Consider the following 18,362-nt stretch of genomic DNA (forward strand, 5'->3'; position numbering starts at 1 on the left):
CTAACCCCGCCCCGGTCTCCTGCCCTCCTCCGGTAGGGAATCGAGCGCTTGAAGCTCGGCGTCGAGCACCGGACCGATGACGGCGAGCGACGCCGCATCGGCCATCCCCAGATGGTGGGTGGCGACGTCGACGTTGCGGATCTCCCCGGACACGTGGGCACGCCATCCCTCGGCGATCCTGCGCGGATCGTCCTTGTCCTCGGTCGCGGTGAACACCTGTAGATCACCATTGAAGACCGCTGGCACGAAGTCCAGGACCACCTGGGGCGACAACTCGAAGCTCGTCATGATGCGATCGACCTGGTCGGCGCCCAGCAATCCCATGCCCTCGATCTGTGTCCGGATGATCGCGGTGACCTCCTCCGGCGTGGACGCCTGCACGTCGTCGCCGAGATCGAACAGGTCGCGCCAGCCGCCGAGGACGTCGACGACCACCGAACCGTCCGGCCCGTCGCCGGCTGGCCCGGTCGCCTCCGGGGCGGGCTCGACGGTCCGCTCGGTGGCCCCCGGGTCCTCCGGTACGGAGTCCATGACGCCGAGGAAATCGACGGTCTCGCCCTCGTTCTGCAGATGCGTGGCCATCGCATGTGCGATCACGCCACCGACCGACCAGCCCAGGATGCGATACGGGCCGTGCGGTGCGACCTCACGGATCTGCGCGACATAACGCTGCGCGAGCGCGTGGGCATCGGTGATCGACGGTTCGCCACCGACCACATGCGGGTCCTGCAGGCCGTAGATCGGCCGATCGGCCAGATAGGGCACCAGCCCGCCGTAGAACCAGGCCAGCCCACCGGCGGGGTGGACGCAGAACAGCGGCGGTCGCGAACCCTCGGCGCGCAGGGTGATCAGCACGTCGGCGGTCGCGGCGTCGGCCCCGGTGATGCGTTGCGCCAGCCCGCGCACCGTCGCGTCCGAGAACAGCCAGGCCAGTTCGATCTCGAGCTGATGCTCGCCGCGCAGATACGCCGCGACCCGCGCCGCCGACAGCGAATTGCCACCCAGATCGAAGAAGCCGTCGCCCGCGCCGACCTCGTCGATGCCGAGCACCTCGACATACGCGGCGGCGACGGCACGCTCGACGTCGTTGCGCAGCGGCTCGATCTCACGCTCGCCGATCTCCGGCGTGGGCAATGCCCGCTTGTCGAGCTTGCCGACCGGGGTGAGCGGCAGGTGCGCGAGCACCGTGATCGACGCGGGCACCATGTGCGCCGGGAGCCGCCGGGTGAGGTGCGCGCGGAGATCCGTTATCAGAGTCGCCTGATCGGTGTCGGGATCGGTCGGCACCACATAGGCGGCGAGCGCCGAGGCCACCGATCCCCCAACCCCTTCAGCACCGACCCCGATGACGACTGCGGCGTCAACGAGGCGGTGTCGGCCGAGCTCTGCCTCGATCTCGCCGAGTTCGATCCGCAGTCCGCGCAACTTGACCTGATCGTCACTGCGGCCCGCGTATTCGATCACGCGACGTCCATCGGGGCCGCGGCGCCAGCGTGCGAGGTCGCCGGTGCGATACATCCGTGTACCGGGCGCACCGAACGTCGCGGCGACAAAGCGTTCGGCGGTCAGGCCCGGGCGGTCGAGGTAGCCCCGCGACAGCGCGCACCCGGCGATGTAGAAGTCGCCGACGACACCCTCGGGCACGGGATGCAGCCGGGCATCGAGGACGACCTCCTGCAGTCCGTGCAGCGGCGCACCGATCCGCACCGGCGCCCCCGGAGTCGCGATCTCGCCGATGTTGGTGAGGATTGTCGTCTCGGTGGGACCGTACGCATTCTGCATCCGGACGTGCGCCGACCAGTGATCCTGCAGCGCCTGCGGGACGGCCTCACCACCGACGGCGATACACTCCACCGCGGGCAACCGGGCCGGGTCGAGGGTCGACAGGGTCGTCGGGGTGAGGAAGGTGTGTGTCACCTCCTGGCCGATCATGAACTCCTGCAATGCCTCTCCACCGACGGCGTCGGCCGGTCGATAGACCAGGGTGCCGTTGTTGGCCACGGCGAGGAGGTATTCGAGGACCGACGCGTCGAAACTCGGTGACGCATAGCCCATCACGATCGGCCCGTCACCGACGCCGAGTCGCGCGGATTCGGCGCGTGCGAAGTTCCACAGTCCGGTGTGCGACACCGCGACGCCCTTGGGCCTTCCGGTCGAGCCCGAGGTGTAGATGACGTAGGCCACGTTGTCCGGCCGCACCGCCCGCAGCCGCTCCTCGGCGCCGATCGATGCGTCGTCCATCGCCGCGACCTCGGCTGCGGTCGACTCGTGATCGGTTGCCACCCACTCGAAGTCCTCACCCGGCAGGTCACCCACGGCCGCGATCGACAAGCCGAGGACGGCCCCGGAATCCTCGATCATGGCCGAAACGCGCTCGGCCGGATAGCCGGGGTCGATCGGTACGTAGCCGCCACCGGTCTTGGCAACCGCCCAGATCGCCACGAACAGATCGGCCGACCGCGGGATCGCCAGCGCCACCAGTGATTCGGCGCCGATTCCGCGGGCGATGAGCCATCGCGCGAGCCGGTTCGAGCGGGCATCGACGTCGCGGTAGGACAGTGCGGAACCGGAGGGGTCGACGACCGCGGTACGTCTGCGCTGCCCGCCGACCGCCGCGGCGAAGATGTCGGCGAGCACCATGGGCGCCACCTCGGGCCCCCCGGACACCGGGACCAGCTCGTCGACCTGGTCGCCCCGTAGCAGCGGTGCGTCACCGACCGCGGTACCCGGCTCGGCGGTCAGCCGATCCAACAGACCGACCAGGCTCGCGGCCATCGCCTCGACGCGGTGCGCGTCGAACAGATCGGTGGCGTACTGCACGGCGCCGGACCAGGAGTGGCCTGCCGCCGCCGGGGTCACCGAGAACAGCAGGTCGACCTTGGCCGGGATCTCCCCGATCGACAGCGGACGGACCTGCAGACCGGCCACCTCACCGCCGGCGACCGACTCCCCGGCGAGTTCGGCGATCACCGACTGTTCGAGGGTCAGCAGGACCTGGGTCAGTGGCGCAAACGCTTCCGAGCGCACCGGATTGAGGTGATCCACCAGCGTCTCGAACGGGATGTCGGCGTGGGCGTACGCGTCGAGATCGATGCCCCGGATGCGTTCGAGCAGGCCGTGGAAGGATTCCTGAGCCCGGTAGCCGGACCGCAGGACCAGGGTGTTGACGAACATGCCGATCAGCGGGTCGAGTTCGGGTCGGCCACGGCCGGCCACGGGTGTGCCGACCGCGATGTCGTCGCTCGCCGAGAGCCGGGCGAGCAGTACCGACAGCCCGGCGTGGATCACCATGAACGGGGTGACCCGATACTCCTGGGCGAGTGCGGTGATCCGCTCGGCGATCGGGGCGTCGATCTCGAAATGTGTTGTCGCCCCGCGGGTGGACGCGACCGCCGGACGCGGACGATCCGTCGGCAGGTCGAGCACACTGGGCAATCCCGCGAGCTGATGTGACCAATAGTCCCACTGTGCGTGCAGGATCGAGCCCGGCTCGTCGACCGAACCGAGGTGCCGGTGCTGCCACACCGCGACGTCGGCGAATTGCAGTGCGAGCGGCTCGAACTGCGGTGGCGTTCCGGCCACCCGTGCGTGGTACGCGGTCACCAGATCGGCGACGAGCGGCGCCAGCGACTCGCCGTCGGCGGCGATGTGGTGCAGCACCAGCACGAAGACGTGCTCCTCGGGGTTCGCCGACCACAACCGGGCGCGCAGCGGGAAGTCGACGGTGACGTCGAATCCCGTTGTCGCCGCCGCCTCGAGGTCGTCGCGGCTCCCGGCGATCTGCCAGTCGACCGGCGCGGATGCCGGGTGGACGAGTTGCTCGGGCACACCGGCGTTCTCGGGGAAGGTGGTGCGCAGGATCTCGTGGCGGGCGACGACGTCGAGGACCGCGGCATGCAAGGCCTCGACGTCCAACGCGCCGTGCAGGGCCAGTGCTGCGGGCACGTTGTAGGCCGGTGAGGTGGGGTCGAACCGGTTGATGAACCACATGCGTTGCTGCGCCAGGGACAGCGGCACGTGGTCGGGTCGTGGCGCGGGTGGCACCATCGCCGGACCCGATACGCCCCGGCCGCCGGCGAGGGCGGCGAGTTCCCGGATGCTCGGTGCCTCGAAGACGTCACGGACCGAGATCTCGCGTCCCAGCGCCTCACCGGCGCGCGCCGCCACCCGCATCGCCGACAGCGAGTTGCCGCCCGCGTCGAAGAACGATTCGGTCACACTGACCTGCTCGACACCGAGCACGCCGGCGAAGACCTCGGCCAGCACCTGTTCGGCCGGGGTGGTCGGTGCCACGATCTCCCCCGACACCTGTTGCGGTGCGGGCAGTTCCCGGCGTGAGATCTTGCCGGCGGTGTTGAGCGGCATCTGCTCGAGCAGCACCCAGATGCCCGGGCGCATGAACTCGGGCAGCGCCCGGGTCACGGTGGCCTTGACGGCATCGAGGTCGACGGTGTCGGGGGCGAGATAACCCACCAGCGATTCACCGGCAGGTGTGGCGACCACCGTCGCGGCGGCATGCACGACCCCCGGGGCGGAGGTGAGCACGGCCTCGATCTCGCCGAGCTCGATGCGTTGTCCGCGCAGCTTGGTCTGGAAGTCGCTGCGGCCCAGGTACTCCAGCTCACCCTCGGCGTTCCAGCGCACCAGGTCGCCGGTGCGGTAGAGCCGAGCGCCGGCGGGCCCGTGGGGGTCGGCGACGAACCGTTCGGCGGTCAGGGTGGGTTGGCCGGCGTAACCGCGAGCCACGAGATCCCCACCGAAGTACAACTCGCCGGGCAGTCCCGGCGGCACCGGACGCAGACGCGCGTCTAGGACGAGCGCGGCGGTGTTCCACAGCGGCCGGCCGATCGGCACCGTGTGGCCGTCGCGCCGAATGTGCTGCACCGCAGCGTAGATCGTCGTCTCGGTGGGACCGTACTGGTTGTGCAGTTCCGTGGCGGGCAGCAGTCGCCCGATCGCGTCGGCCACCGGACGGGTGAGCGCCTCACCACCGGTGTGCAGCAACCGCAACGCCGTGAGTTCGGCCAGGTCGGATTCGTCGACGATCTCGGCCATCGCGCCGAGCACCGAGGGCACCAGCGTCGCCGAGGTGACGCCGTGATCGATCATGCGGCGCGTCACCAGCACCGGGTCGCGATGCTCTCCGGGGTGGAGCAGGACGAGCCGTCCGCCGCACACCACGGGGCGCACGATCTCGATGATCGCGGGGTCGAAAGTGTACTCGAGTTGTTGCAGCACAACGTCGTCCGGGCCGAATCCGTAGTAGTCGCGGTCGAAGGCCAGGTGCGTGCTCAGCGCGCGCCGCGAGACGGTGACACCCTTGGGCCGACCGGTGGATCCGGAGGTGAAGATGGTGTAGGCCGCGTGCTCGGGACGAACCGTCGCGAGGCGTTCGCCGGCGGTGATCGCGACGCCAACGGCGTCGACGGCACCGGAATCCACGGCACCGGGGGCCACGGCAGTGGCGGCGTCGACCGTCAGGGTCCGCGTATCGGGGAGTGCGGCGATCCCGTCGGGGATCGGGCCGGGTCCGACGAGGACGAGTGACGCGGCGGCCACGTCGGTCATGTAGCGCACCCGATCTGCCGGTGCACCGGTGTCGATCGGCACGAACTGCGCACCGGTGGCCCACACGGCGTGGATCGCCACGATCATCTCCACCGAACGCGGGATGCACACGGCCACAGCCATATCCGGTCCCACTCCGGAGGCGATCAGCTCACGGGCGAGCATGCTCGCGCGGGTGAGCAACTCGGCGTAGGTGACCTCTCGCTCGTCGGCGATCACCGCGATCGCGTCGGGGGTGTCGGCGGCGCGGCGGGCCAGCAGGTCGGTGACCGCATCGCCCTCGAGCGATACCACCGCGCCGTGCGACCACTCGTCGAGGAGTGACGCGGTGGCCGAATCCACCAGCGGCACTTCGGCGATCGGGGTGTCCGGTGCGTCGACGAAGGTCTGCAGGATTCGGGTGAGCGCGGTGGCGAAGACCATGATCTGCGTCTCGTCGAATGCCGTGGGCAGATACGCGAATCGCAGGTGGAGCCGATCCCCGCGCACCGAGGTCGCGAGGTTCAGCGGGTAGTGGGTGGAGTCGCTGACGTCCACGCCGCGCACCTGTAGTCCCCCGACCGCCGTCGGCGATGCCGACGACAGGGAGGCGGTGTCCACCGGATACGACTCGTGCACCGTGAGGGTGTCGAAGGCGATGGGAACGCCGCTGTGCGCGATGATCTCGGGCAGACCGAGATGCTGGTGGTCGAGGACCGCGGTCTTGTCGTCCTGCAGGGTACTCGCTACGGCCGCCAGCGTGGCGTCGGGGTCGACGTCGACGACCACCGGCAGCGTGTTGATGAACAACCCGACCATGTTCTCCACGCCGGGTAGGTCGGCGGGGCGGCCCGACACGGTTTCCCCGAAGGTGACCACGCGCGACTCCGAGAGCCGCGAGACCAGCAGCGCCCAGGCGACCTGTAGCACGGTGGCCAGGGTGGTGCCGTGCCGACGGACCGATTCCTCCAGTGCGGCGGTGAGTTCGGCCGGCACGGCGACGATGTGTTCGGCGGGTCGGTGTTCGGCGGTGGCCTCGGCACCCGGTGCGACGAGGGTCGGCCCCTGCGCACGAGCCAGTCGTCGCGCCCACGCCTGCAGCCCCGCGCGATCGTCGATGCGGCCGATGTGGTGCAGGAAGTCCCGGAAGTCTCCCCCGGATCCGTCGCCGGTGTAGGCCGATCCGGTGGCATACAGCGCCATCAGGTCGGCCAGGACCAGTGGCCCCGACCAGCCGTCGAACAGGATGTGGTGGTTGGTGATCACCACATCGGTCTGATCGCCGTGACCGATCACCACCACCCGGAGCAGCGGCGGCGACGCGAGGTCGAACGGCTCGTTGCGTTCCTGCCGCGCGATCTCGGCCACCCGGTCCGGTGCCGCGGCGTCGTCGGCGAGGCGCACGACCCGCCAGCCGGCCCGTGCCTCGGGCGGGATCACCGCGAGGACTGCACCACTGCGGGCCCGCACGAACCCGGAGGCGAGCACCCGGTGCCGGAGCAACAACTCGTCGGCGGCCGTACGCAGCCGGTCGAGGTCGACGTTCCCGCCGAGCCGGAGCACCGCCTGGGTGACGTACGCATCGACGACGTCGTCTGCGGTGTCCGCAGTGCCACCCGAGGTGGCCGTGGCCGGGCCGGTACCGGCGAGCACCGACTGGAAGTAGAGGCCGCGTTGCAGAGGCGACAGCGGCCAGATCGCCGCCCCGGGATAACGCGCCGCCACCTCGTCGAGGTCGTCCTGGGTGGCGTGGCTGCCGGGGACGTCGGACGGTGAGAGACCCACCGGCACACCGGCGTCGACGGCCTCGGTGAGTTCGGTCAGTTCTCGCCGCCACCGCTCGGCGATGTCGGTGGCGTCGGCCTCGGAGAGTACGGCCTCGGCGAATCGCAGATCGGCGGCCAGCACCGGACCGTTCGCACCGGTGGTGACGGCGGCATTGATGGTCAGCGGCGCCATCACCGGCATCGCCCCCGACACCGAGGACGGCAGGAACGGGGCATCGGGTGCGGGCAGGAAGTCGGCGCCGACAGCGTCACCGACCTCTCCCCTGCCGTCGGCGGCCGCCCGGTTGCCGAGGTAGTTCAGGGCGATCGTCGGCAAGGAACGTTGCGCCAGAGGCGAATTCGCCACCGAACGCAGGTCGGCGAAGCCGATGCCGTGATCGGGGATCGTCAGTCGTTGTTCCTTGGCCGACTTGACCGCGTGCAAGGCGTCGGCACCCGGATCGACGAGCATCGGGATCAGGGTGGTGAACCATCCGACGGTGCGCGAGAGGTCGGCGCGACGCGGGTCAGGGCCGGACTCGAGGATGTCCTCGTGTCGGCCGTGGCCCTCGACGAGGATCGTCACCGCCCGATCGTCGGCGATACCGCGCTGCTGCTGCCAGGACCGGATCGCGCGCGACAGGGTACCGGCGAGAACGTCGTTGACGCTGCCGCCGAATGCTTCGGGCACGGCCGTGAGCAGAGGCCCGGTGATCGGTGCGTCGACCCGGGCGATCACCGAGCCGACCGAGCGTAGGCGGTCCCGCCGCGGATCGGGGTCGACGCCCAGCCGGGTGGGGATCTCCGGGGTGCGCGAGAGCCACAGCGCCAGTTCGGATTCCCGCGACTCGCGCCGATCGGCCAGCGCCTGTTGCCAGGCACGCATCGACGTCGGCTCGGAGCGCACGACCGGCGCCGTGCCGGCCGACACCGCGGCCGCCGCGGTGAGCAGGTCCTCGATGAGGATCGGCCACGACACGGCGTCGACGGCCAGATGGTGGATCACCAGGACCAACCGGGCGGCGTCGGCACCGACCACCAACGCGGCCCGCATCACGTGCCCAGCGGCCGGATCCAGGAGCGCCGCCGCCCGCGCATGAGCGGCGCGCACCGACTCGTCGAAACCTTCCGTGCCGGAGGCACTGTCGGTGATCACCCGGTCGATGGCGGCATGCGCGTCGAACGGCTCGCCGGTCGTCAGCGCCCATCCGGCCGCGCCGCGGACCAATCGCGCCGTGAGCATCGGGTGCGCCGCGCAGACCGCCGCCAACATGGTCGCGAGATCGTCGACCGACAGTTCCCTCGGTGCCGCCAGCACCATCGACTGGTTGAAGTCGGCGAAGTCCTCGGGTGCGGGCGAGGTCTCGACCATCCACGAGATGATCGCGCCGAGTTCGGTCGGCCCGGTCGGTCCGCCGGGCGGGTCGGCGAGTACCGGCAGTGCTGTGGCACCGTCGGTGGCCGCGCGGGCCATCCCGCGAACGGTTTTGTGTTCGAAGATGTCTCGCGGGGTGAGCGTCAATCCGGCGGCCTTGGCTGCCGAGGCGAGCTGGATGGACATGATGGAGTCGCCGCCGAGGGCGAAGAACGATTCGGTTACGCCGACCTCGTCACGACCGAGGAGGCCTGCGACGATCGCGGCGAGAGCGGTTTCGGCGGCGGTGGCCGGCGAGACGCGATCGGCGGCCTCGAACACCGGCTCCGGCGCGGGCAGCGCGGCCCGGTCGAGTTTGCCTCCCGGGGTGAGCGGCAACTCGGCGAGAACGACCACCTGGTGCGGGATCATGTGCCCGGCGAGCCGTGCACCGGCGGCGGTGACGATGCGGGCGGGGTCGATGGTGGCGCCGTCGTCGGGAACCAGGTAGGCCACCAGTCGTGATCGCCCGGAGTCGTCGGCGACACCGAGGACCACCGCCGAGGCCACGTCCGGCAGATCGGTGAGTACGGACTCGATCTCGCCGAGTTCGATGCGTTGTCCGTTGATCTTGACCTGATGGTCGGCGCGCCCGGCGAATTCGATCTGCCCGTCGCGGCGCACGCGTACCAGGTCGCCGGTGGCGTACATCCGCTGCCCGGGAACTCCGGTGAACGGGTCGGCGACGAAGGACGTTGCCGTCAGGCCCGGCCGTCCCAGGTAGCCGCGGGCCAACGACTCGCTGGTCCCCAGATACAACTCGCCCACCACCCCGCGCGGCACGGGGTGCAGTCGCGCATCGAGGACGTAGGCGGTGAATCCGCGGACGGGATGGCCGATCGTCACCGGTCGGCCCACCTCGGAGCGGCCGGTGCTCGACCAGACCGTCGCCTCCGATGGGCCGTAGAAGTTGTACATGCGGCGTCCGTCGGCACCGCGTCCGTCGGTACCGCGCCCATTCGCCCAGCGCGCCACCAGTTCCGGTAGGCAGGCCTCGCCGCCGGTGACCAGGTTGCGGATCGTGCGACCACGCTCGACCGGGACCGTCGCGAGCACTGTCGGGGTGATCAGGGTGTCGGTCACCCGATCGCGGCTCAGGACGGCGCCGAGGGCCTCCCCGGCGTAGGCGGTCGGGGGCGCCACCACCAGGGTGTGTCCGAGCGCGACGGACCACATCATCTCCAATACGGAGGCGTCGAAACTCGGTGAGGCGACGTGCAGGACGCGGGTGTCGGGCGCTTGTTCGGGGGTTCCGGTGATCTCCCGGAGGGCGTCGACGAGAGTCGCGATGCCACGGTTGCCGACGCCGACGGCCTTGGGTCGGCCGGTGGAGCCGGAGGTGTAGACGAGGTAGGCCAGGGTGTCCGGGCCGATCTCGCCGGCACGGTCGGCTGCGGTCACCGGCGCTGCCGGGCGGGCGGGATCCGTGGCGATCGCGACATCGATCCAGTCGCATCCGTCGGTACCCAGGCGGTGTCGGGTCGTCGCGTTGGTGACGCCCAGGCGCACACCGGAATCGGCGATCATGTAGTCGATGCGGTCCTGGGGGTAGGCCGGATCGATGGGGACGTAGGCGGCTCCGGAACGAATAACGCCGAATACCGCCACGACGGAATCGACGGAGCGTTCGAGGCCGACGGCGACCACGTCGTCGGGACGTACACCGCGGGCGATGAGTTCACGCGCCAACCGGTGGGTGCGCTCGTCGAACTCGCTGTGCGAGAGCGCCTCACCGTCGCAGATCACCGCATCCCCGGCCGGGTCGAGCACCCGCGCGTCGAGGATGTCGACGAGCGGTCGGGGTGTGCTGATCCCGCCGTCGGCGGCCGGCCCGAGAACGCCGGTGGAATTACGACTGGGGCGCATCGCCGAGAGCGCGGCATCGTCGACGACGTCGATGTCGCCGACCGCGCGCCGGGGGTCGGCGACCATGGTGGTGACCACCTGGAGCCAGGTCTGCGCGAACCGGACGACGGTGTCCTCATCGAACAGCGATGTCGCGTAGAGGAAGTCGGCACGCATCGGACGATCGGCGGACCGGTCGGCGACGCCGACCGTCAGATCGAACTTGGCCACCGCGTTCAGCGGTCCGAGCGGGCGTGCGGCCAGCCCCGCCACCTGAACCTCGGCCTCTGCGCCTGCGGGGGCGCCGGCCGATTCGTGGGTGAACGCGATCTGCACCAGCGGCGGATAGGCGGTCGAGCGCTCGGGGGCGAGTTCGTCGATGAGATCGTCGAATTGGACGTCGGCGTGGGCGAAGGCATCGACGTCGGTCGAGCGCACCGCCGCCACGAAGTCACCGATCGGCGCCGCCGGATCGACGTCGGTGCGTAGCACGAGGGTGTTGACGAACATCCCCACCAGATCGGCGAGCGCGGCGTCGGTGCGCCCGGCGATCGGCGCGCCGATCACCACGTCGGAGGTGGCGGCCAGGCGTGCCACGGTGATGGCGAGCGCCGCATGCGAGAGCATGAACGCCGTCACATCATGTTCGCGGGCAAAGGATTCGAACTTCGCCGCCACCGCGTCGTCGACCTCGACGGAGACGACGCCCGCCGTCGTGTCGAGCACCGCGGGGCGCTGGCGGTCCATCGGCAGGTCGGTGACCGCGGGCAGCCCCGCGAGGTGGGCACGCCAGTAGGCCATCGCTGCGGCGGCCGGCGACCCGGGATCGGCGACGTCCCCGACGACCTCACGCTGCCACAGCGCGAAGTCGGCGTATTGCACCGGCAGCGGCAGCGGCGCGTCGATCCCGGCGCCGGTGCGTCGCAGATAGGCATTGAGCAGATCCCCGACGAACACCGGCGAGGACTCACCGTCGAAAGCGATGTGGTGCACCGTGATCACCACATCGGAATGCGCGGCACCATCCTCCTCGGGGCGGTCCACACTCCGGTCGGTCCGCACCCGCACCCGGATCGGCAGTCGGCTCGAGACGTCGAACCCGCGGACGGCACTCGCGGCGAGTTCGGTCTCGTCATCGGTGACCGCGAAGTCGAGTTCTCCTGCCGCCGCATCGATCTCGAGTATCCGCTGGTATGGACCGGCATCGTCGGACGGGTAGACGGTGCGCAGCACCTCGTGTCGTTCGAGGACGTCGAGGACGGCCAGCCGCAGGGCGTTGGTGTCGACCGCACCCTCCACCCGCAGGCCCATCGGGATGTTGTAGGCCGACGAGTCGGTGTCGAACTGGTTGATGAACCACATCCGAGACTGCGCGGTCGACAGCGGAAGTCGTTGCGGCCGTGGTCGTGCCGTGAGCTGTGCCCGGGTCCGCCCGCGTCCGGTCAGAGCGGCGGCGAGTCCGCGGACCGTCGGCGTGTCGAACAGATCGCGAACGGTGACGTCCGCGTCGAGCGCCTGCGCCACCCGGGCGGCGACGCGGGTCGCGGCCAGGGAGTTGCCCCCGAGGTCGAAGAACGACTCGGTCACGCTCACCCGATCGAGTCCCAGCACGTCGGCGTAGATCGCGGCGATCTCGGTCTCGGGCCCGGTCTCGGGCGCGACGATCTCACGGACCTCGATCTCCGGCCGGGGCAGCGCGCGACGGGCAACCTTGCCCGCACTGTTGCGGGGCATGACCGCCATCGGAACCCACAAGGTGGGGCGCATGTATTCCGGCAGGGCCCGCGTGACGGTCGCGCGGACGGCGTCGAGGTCGACGTCGTCGGGGCTCACATAACCGACGAGCTGTGCTCCCGCGGGAAAGTCGACGACGGCCGCGGCGGCGTGCACGACACCGGGGGCCGATGCGAGTACCGCCTCCACCTCGCCGAGTTCCATTCGCTGCCCGCGCAGTTTGACCTGAAAGTCGGTGCGGCCCAGGTACTCGATCTCGCCGGCGGAGTTCCAGCGCACAAGGTCGCCGGTGCGGTACAGGCGCGCGCCGGGCGGCCCGAACGGATCGGCGACGAAGCGCTCGGCGGTGAGCGCCGAGGCAGATGCATAACCGCGCGCGATCTGGATTCCGCCGAGGTAGAGCTCACCGGGCACGCCGACCGGCACGAGTTGCAGCCGCGCGTCGAGCACGAACGTGGTGGTGCTCGGCACCGGGACACCGATGGGTACGGTGGCCTCGCCGGGCAGGACGTGATGGGCGGTGACGTCGACGGCTGCCTCGGTGGGGCCGTAGAGGTTGTGCAGCTCCAGCGCGGGCAATTCGGCCAGGACGGCCTGTGCGGTGGCCGCCGCGAGCGCTTCGCCGGAGGTGAACATCGCTCGCAGCGAACGCAATCCGGACATGCGTGGGCCGAGGACGTCGACGAAGGTGGCCAGCATCGACGGCACGAAGTGGATGACCGTAACGTTCTCGGTGGTGATCAGGTCGGCGATGTGGTCGGGGTCGCCGTGCCGATCCGGCCCGGCCAACACGAGGGTCGCGCCGACGGCGGCGGGCAGGAACAACTCCCACACCGACACGTCGAAGGTGATCGGCGTCTTCTGCAGCACGACGTCGGAGTCCTTGAAGCCGTACCACTCCCGCATCCACTCGAGCCGGTTGACGATCGCCGAGTGGGAGACCGTCACCCCCTTGGGTCGCCCGGTGGAGCCGGAGGTGAACAGCGTGTAGGCGGCATCGTCGGGCCGGATCGGTGCGCGCCGTTCGGCGTCGGCGATCGGCGGGGTCGCCGGGTCGATCGGTACCGACGTGTCGACGCCGATCACCCGGATCGCTTCGGGTAGGTCGGCGATCGCCGCGGGGGACGCGCCGTCGACGACGAGGACGATCCGGGCGTCGGCGGTGTCGAGCATGTATCGCACCCGGTCGAGCGGTGCGTCGGCGTCGAGGGGGACGTAGTGGCCGCCGGCCTCGACGATCGCGTGGATTGCGACGAGCATCTCCACCGAGCGTGGCATCGCCACGCCCACCGCCACATCGGGGCCGACGCCCGCGGTGATCAGCCATCGGGCGAGATCGTTGACGCGCGCCGCGAACTCCGCGTAGGTGACCCGTCGGTCACCGCACACCACGGCCACGGCGGGCGACGCGGCACTCATCCGGACGACCTCGGTCACGCGTTGTCTCCCTCTCTGTGCCCCGTGTCCCCATGCCAGTTATTCCCGTGCCACCGTGTACTCGCGCCGTCAGTGCCGGTGCGTAATTGCGCCCCGTCCGACATCAGTGTCGACAGCGTGCTCGCGGGATGGCGTCCCGGCGTGCCCGACGACCACTGCACCAGCGTGTCACGTTCGGCCGGGGCGACGATCGGGGCGGCACCGACCGCAGCGTCGGGCGTCTCGGTCACCGCGTCGAGCACTGCGACGAAACGCGCCACCAGCGTGGCGATACCGGCCTCGTCAAAGAGGTCGGTGGCGTAGACCACCGACGACCGCCACGGTCCGTGAGCGCTCGCGCCGATGCTGATCGACAGGTCGAGCTGCGCACCGACCACCGGCGGGGTCAGCGGCGTGATGACGATGCCGGAGTCGTCGGCGACGGCCTCGGTCGGTGTCGGCTGCGCCATGGTCAGCAGCACCTGCGCCAACGGTGAGAAGGCTTGTGAGCGCACCGGATCGACGGCGTCGACGACAGTCTCGAACGGAATGTCGGCGTGCGCGAACGCTTCGAGGTCCACGCCCCGGACGTCGTCGAGCAACTCCGCGAATCCCGTCGCGGGATCGATGACGGTCCGCAGGACGAGCGTGTTGACGAACATGCCGATCAGTCCGTCGAGTTCGGCCTGGCCACGGCCGGCGATCGGGGTGGCGATCGCGATGTCATCGGTCGCCGAGAGCCGTGCGAGAAGCACCGCGAGCGCCGCGTGGATCACCATGAACGGGGTGACGCCACGGTCACGCGCCAGACCCGACACACGGTCAGCGATCGGGCCGGGGATCTCGAACTCGAAGAGCGCACCGGCCTGCGAGGCGACCGCGGGCCGCGGATTCTTCGCCGGCAGGTCGAGAACGTCGGGCAGCCCGCGCAACTGCTCTCGCCAGTAGGTGAGCTGACGTCCGACGACGGTCTGCGGGTCGTCGGCGGACCCGAGTTCGCGGTGTTGCCAGAGTGCGTAGTCGGCGAATTGCACCGGCAGTGGCGTGAACTCGGGGTTCTCGCCGGCCACCCGTGCCCGGTAGGCGGTGATCATGTCCACGATCAGGGGCCGCATCGATTCGCCATCGCCGACGATGTGGTGGATGACCGCGAGCAGGACCCAGTCGTCGTCGCCGACGTGCCACAGCCGCACCCGGAACGGGGGTCGCGCGGTGACGTCGAAGCCGGTGGCCGCGGCCTCGTACATCTGCGTCTCGTCGGCGACCACCGCCCAGTCGAGGCGGGCGAGAACGTCGTCGGGGCCGTGTACCCACTGCACCGGTTCGCCGTCGATCGTCGGGAACGTGGTTCGCAGGATCTCGTGACGCGCAACGACATCGCGCACCGCAAGCGCCAGTGCTTCGGGATCCAGTGGTCCGCTCAGGCGCAACCCGACCGGGATATTGTAGGCCACCGACTCCGGCTGCAGGCGGTTCAAGAACCACACGCGGCTCTGCGCGAAGGACAGCGGTACGGGCTCGGGTCGCGGGACGACGGCCCGGACCGGCGCGAGTGCACCGGCGCGGCCGGCGGCCACCCGGGCCAGTGCGCGCGGCGTCGACGCCTCGAACACGTCACGCACACCGAGGTCGGCATCGAGCGCGTCACCGACGCGTGCCGCGAGTCGGGTGGCGCTGAGCGAATTACCACCCAGGGCAAAGAAATCCGCAGTGACCGACACACTGGTCACACCGAGGATCTCGGCGAAGCACGCCACCACCGCGGCCTCGGCGGCCGACGCCGGGCCGACGTGCTCACCCGCGTCGAGCACGGGGTCGGGTAGTGCACGTTTGTCGACCTTGCCCGCAGGCGTGAGCGGCAGGTGGTCGAGGACGGTGACTGCCGCGGGCACCATGTGCGCGGGCAGTCGCCGGCCGAGGAACTCGATGAGGTCGGCCGGTGTCGCCGATTCGGCTACGGTCCCGCCGTCGCCCGAGGTCACGACGTAGGCGGCGAGTGCGGTCGCGACCGATCCGCCGACCCCGATCACGACGGCGGCGTCGACCGCGGGATGCGCCGTCAGTGCCGTCTCGATCTCGCCGAGTTCGATGCGCAGGCCACGCAACTTGATCTGGTCGTCGCTGCGTCCGACGTACTCGATCACCAGCCGTCCGGTGTCGAACGAGCTGGAGTCGGAGGGTCCGGACGAGACGGCGACCCACCGGACGACGTCGCCGGTGCGATACATCCGTTCGCCCGGCGCGTACGGGTCGGCGACAAACCGTTCGGCGGTCAGCCCCGGGCGTCGCAGATAGCCACGGGCGAGCGGGGTTCCGGCCACATACAACTCGCCGGGCACACCGACGGGGACCGGGTGCAGGCGCTCGTCGAGCACCAGGAGTCCGGCGCCGGCGATGGGTCCGCCGATGTGGACCGGTGCCGTGGGATCGAGTGCGGCGCTGATGGCCACCGCCACCGATGCCTCGGTCGGCCCGTACGCGTTGTGGAAGGCCACCCGGTCCGACCAGCCCGCCACGAGCGCCTGCGAAACCGCCTCGCCACCGGCGATCAGGACGCGCAGATCCGGCAGGTCGGCGTCGGGATCGACGGTCGCGAGGACCGCCGGCGTCAGGAACACGTGCGAGAGGTGTTGCGCGCGAAGGAACGCCGTCAACTCCGCGCCGCCGAGCACGTCGTCGGGTCGATAGACCAGAGTCGCACCCGCGACCGACGCGAGCAGCCATTCCAGCACGGAGGCGTCGAAACTGGCCGAGGCGAAGCCCAGCACCCGGTCGCCGGCGGTGACGCCGAAACGCTCGACCTCGGCGACGGCGAAGTTGTGCGCACCGCGGTAGGTGACCGACACGCCCTTGGGCACGCCGGTCGAGCCGGAGGTGTAGATGACGTAGGCGACGGCGTCGAGGTTGTCCGATCCACCGGGAACGTCGCGGTCCATGTCCGGTTCGCCGGTTCCTGGTTCGACAGTCCCGTGTTCACGCGAGCCTGCGACGAGGTCGTCGACGGTCAGCCAGTCGAGTCCACCCGGTGCGGGGAGTTCCTCGCCGGGAGAGCAGATGCCCACGCGCACACCCGAATCGGTGATCATGTGCGCGATGCGGTCGGCCGGGTATCCGGGGTCGATGGACAGGTAGGCGGCACCGAGTCGGGTGATCGCCCACAGTGTCGCCAGACGGTCGACGCGGCGCCCGAGCGCCACAGCGACAATCGTGTCGGTCCCGATGCCGCGAGCCCGCAGTCCGCGGGCGATCGCGGCCGAGCGGGTGTCGAGGTCACGGTAGGTCAGCGATCGGCCGTCGGCGTCGGTCACCGCGGGGGCGTCCGGGTGCGCGGCGGCCACCTCGGCGAAGACCTCCTGCAGATGCCGTGGCGTGGCGGCCGGGCCGCCGCTGACCGGGGTCAGTGACCGGCGGGTCTCGACGGGTACCAATTGCAGGTCTCCGCAGGCGATGTCGGGCGCACTGGCGATCGTTGCGAGGATCGTGCGTACCGCGGCGGCGAACTGTTCGATCTGCGCGGCGTCGAAGACGGCGGGCAGGTACTTGAGCGTGATCGCCACACCCTCGGCCGACGGTGTCGCCGACAGGTTGAGCGGATAGTGCGTCGAGTCGCCGGCGTCGATGCCGAGGATCTGCAGACCGCCGGTCAGGGCGGCGTCGGCGGTCGACAGCGACTCGCTCGCGACCGGGAACGACTCGTACACGGTCAGCGTGTCGAACAGCACGGGGAGCCCGGTGGTCGCGGTGATCTTCGGTAGGCCGAGGTGCTGGTGGTCGAGCACGGTGATCTTGTCCTGTTGCAGGCGCCGCAGCACCTCGGCCGCCGACGAGCCGGGATCGACATCGACGACGACGGGCAGCGTGTTGATGAACAGCCCCACCATCGATTCGACGCCGTCGAGATCGGCGGGCCGACCGGACACGGTTTCACCGAATCCGACGACCCGGTTGCCGGTCAGGCGCGAGAGCAGCACCGACCACGCGAACTGCAGCACCGTGCTCACCGTGACACCGAGGTCGCGGGCGAGTGTGTCGAGCGCCGTGGACAATTCGGCCCCGAGAAGCTCGGTGTGATCGCGCGGCGGGGTGGAGATGTCGTCGTCGGTCTGCGGTGCCACCAGCGTCGGCTCGGTGAGCGGGGCGAGCACCCGGCGCCACGTGTCCAGACCTGTCGAGTCGTCGCGCGCGGCGAGCCGGCGGACGTGCGTACCGAAGTCGGCCGCCGCCGCGCCACTGGTCGGTTCGGCATCCGAATCCCGGTGCGCGAGCGCGGAGGTGAACGTGCCGCGCCCGGCGTAGAGCGCGAGGAGGTCGGCGAGGACGAGCGGCCCCGACCAGCCGTCGAGCAGGATGTGATGGTTGGTGACGATCAGCGACGCCGTCTCGCCGTGGCGGATCAGCACGAACCGGATCAACGGTGGGGCGTCGAGGTCGAACGGCGCGAGCTTCTCGGCCGCGGCGATCTCGGAGACGGAACCTGCGACCTCGTGCGACCCTCCGTCCAGATCGAGTTCACGCCAGGGGATATCGACGGCCTCGGGCACGACTGCGACGACCGCACCGGCATCGGTGCGGACATATCCACTGCGCAGCACCCGATGGTGCGCCAGCAGCGCGGCGGCCGCGGCATGCAACCGTTCCGC

General features: G+C 70.3%; 2 protein-coding genes (1 of these 2 only partly in view). Both read right to left on the reverse strand.

Features of this window, described 5'->3' with window-relative positions:
• Positions 1–13,743, reverse strand: coding sequence for a non-ribosomal peptide synthetase (locus tag J6U32_RS22175; RefSeq protein WP_208792162.1), 13,743 nt, complete (start codon positions 13,741–13,743; stop codon positions 1–3).
• Positions 13,740–18,362 carry the end of a non-ribosomal peptide synthase/polyketide synthase gene (locus J6U32_RS22180; protein WP_208792163.1) on the reverse strand. The gene runs 35,595 nt beyond the window's last position, so the window shows 4,623 of its 40,218 coding nt (coding positions 35,596–40,218); the start codon falls outside the window, past its right edge; the stop codon is at positions 13,740–13,742. Before J6U32_RS22180 ends, J6U32_RS22175 begins: the two co-directional genes overlap by 4 nt.

Origin of the sequence: Gordonia polyisoprenivorans, assembly GCF_017654315.1 — a bacterium.
Classification (GTDB): Bacteria; Actinomycetota; Actinomycetes; order Mycobacteriales; family Mycobacteriaceae; genus Gordonia; species Gordonia polyisoprenivorans_A.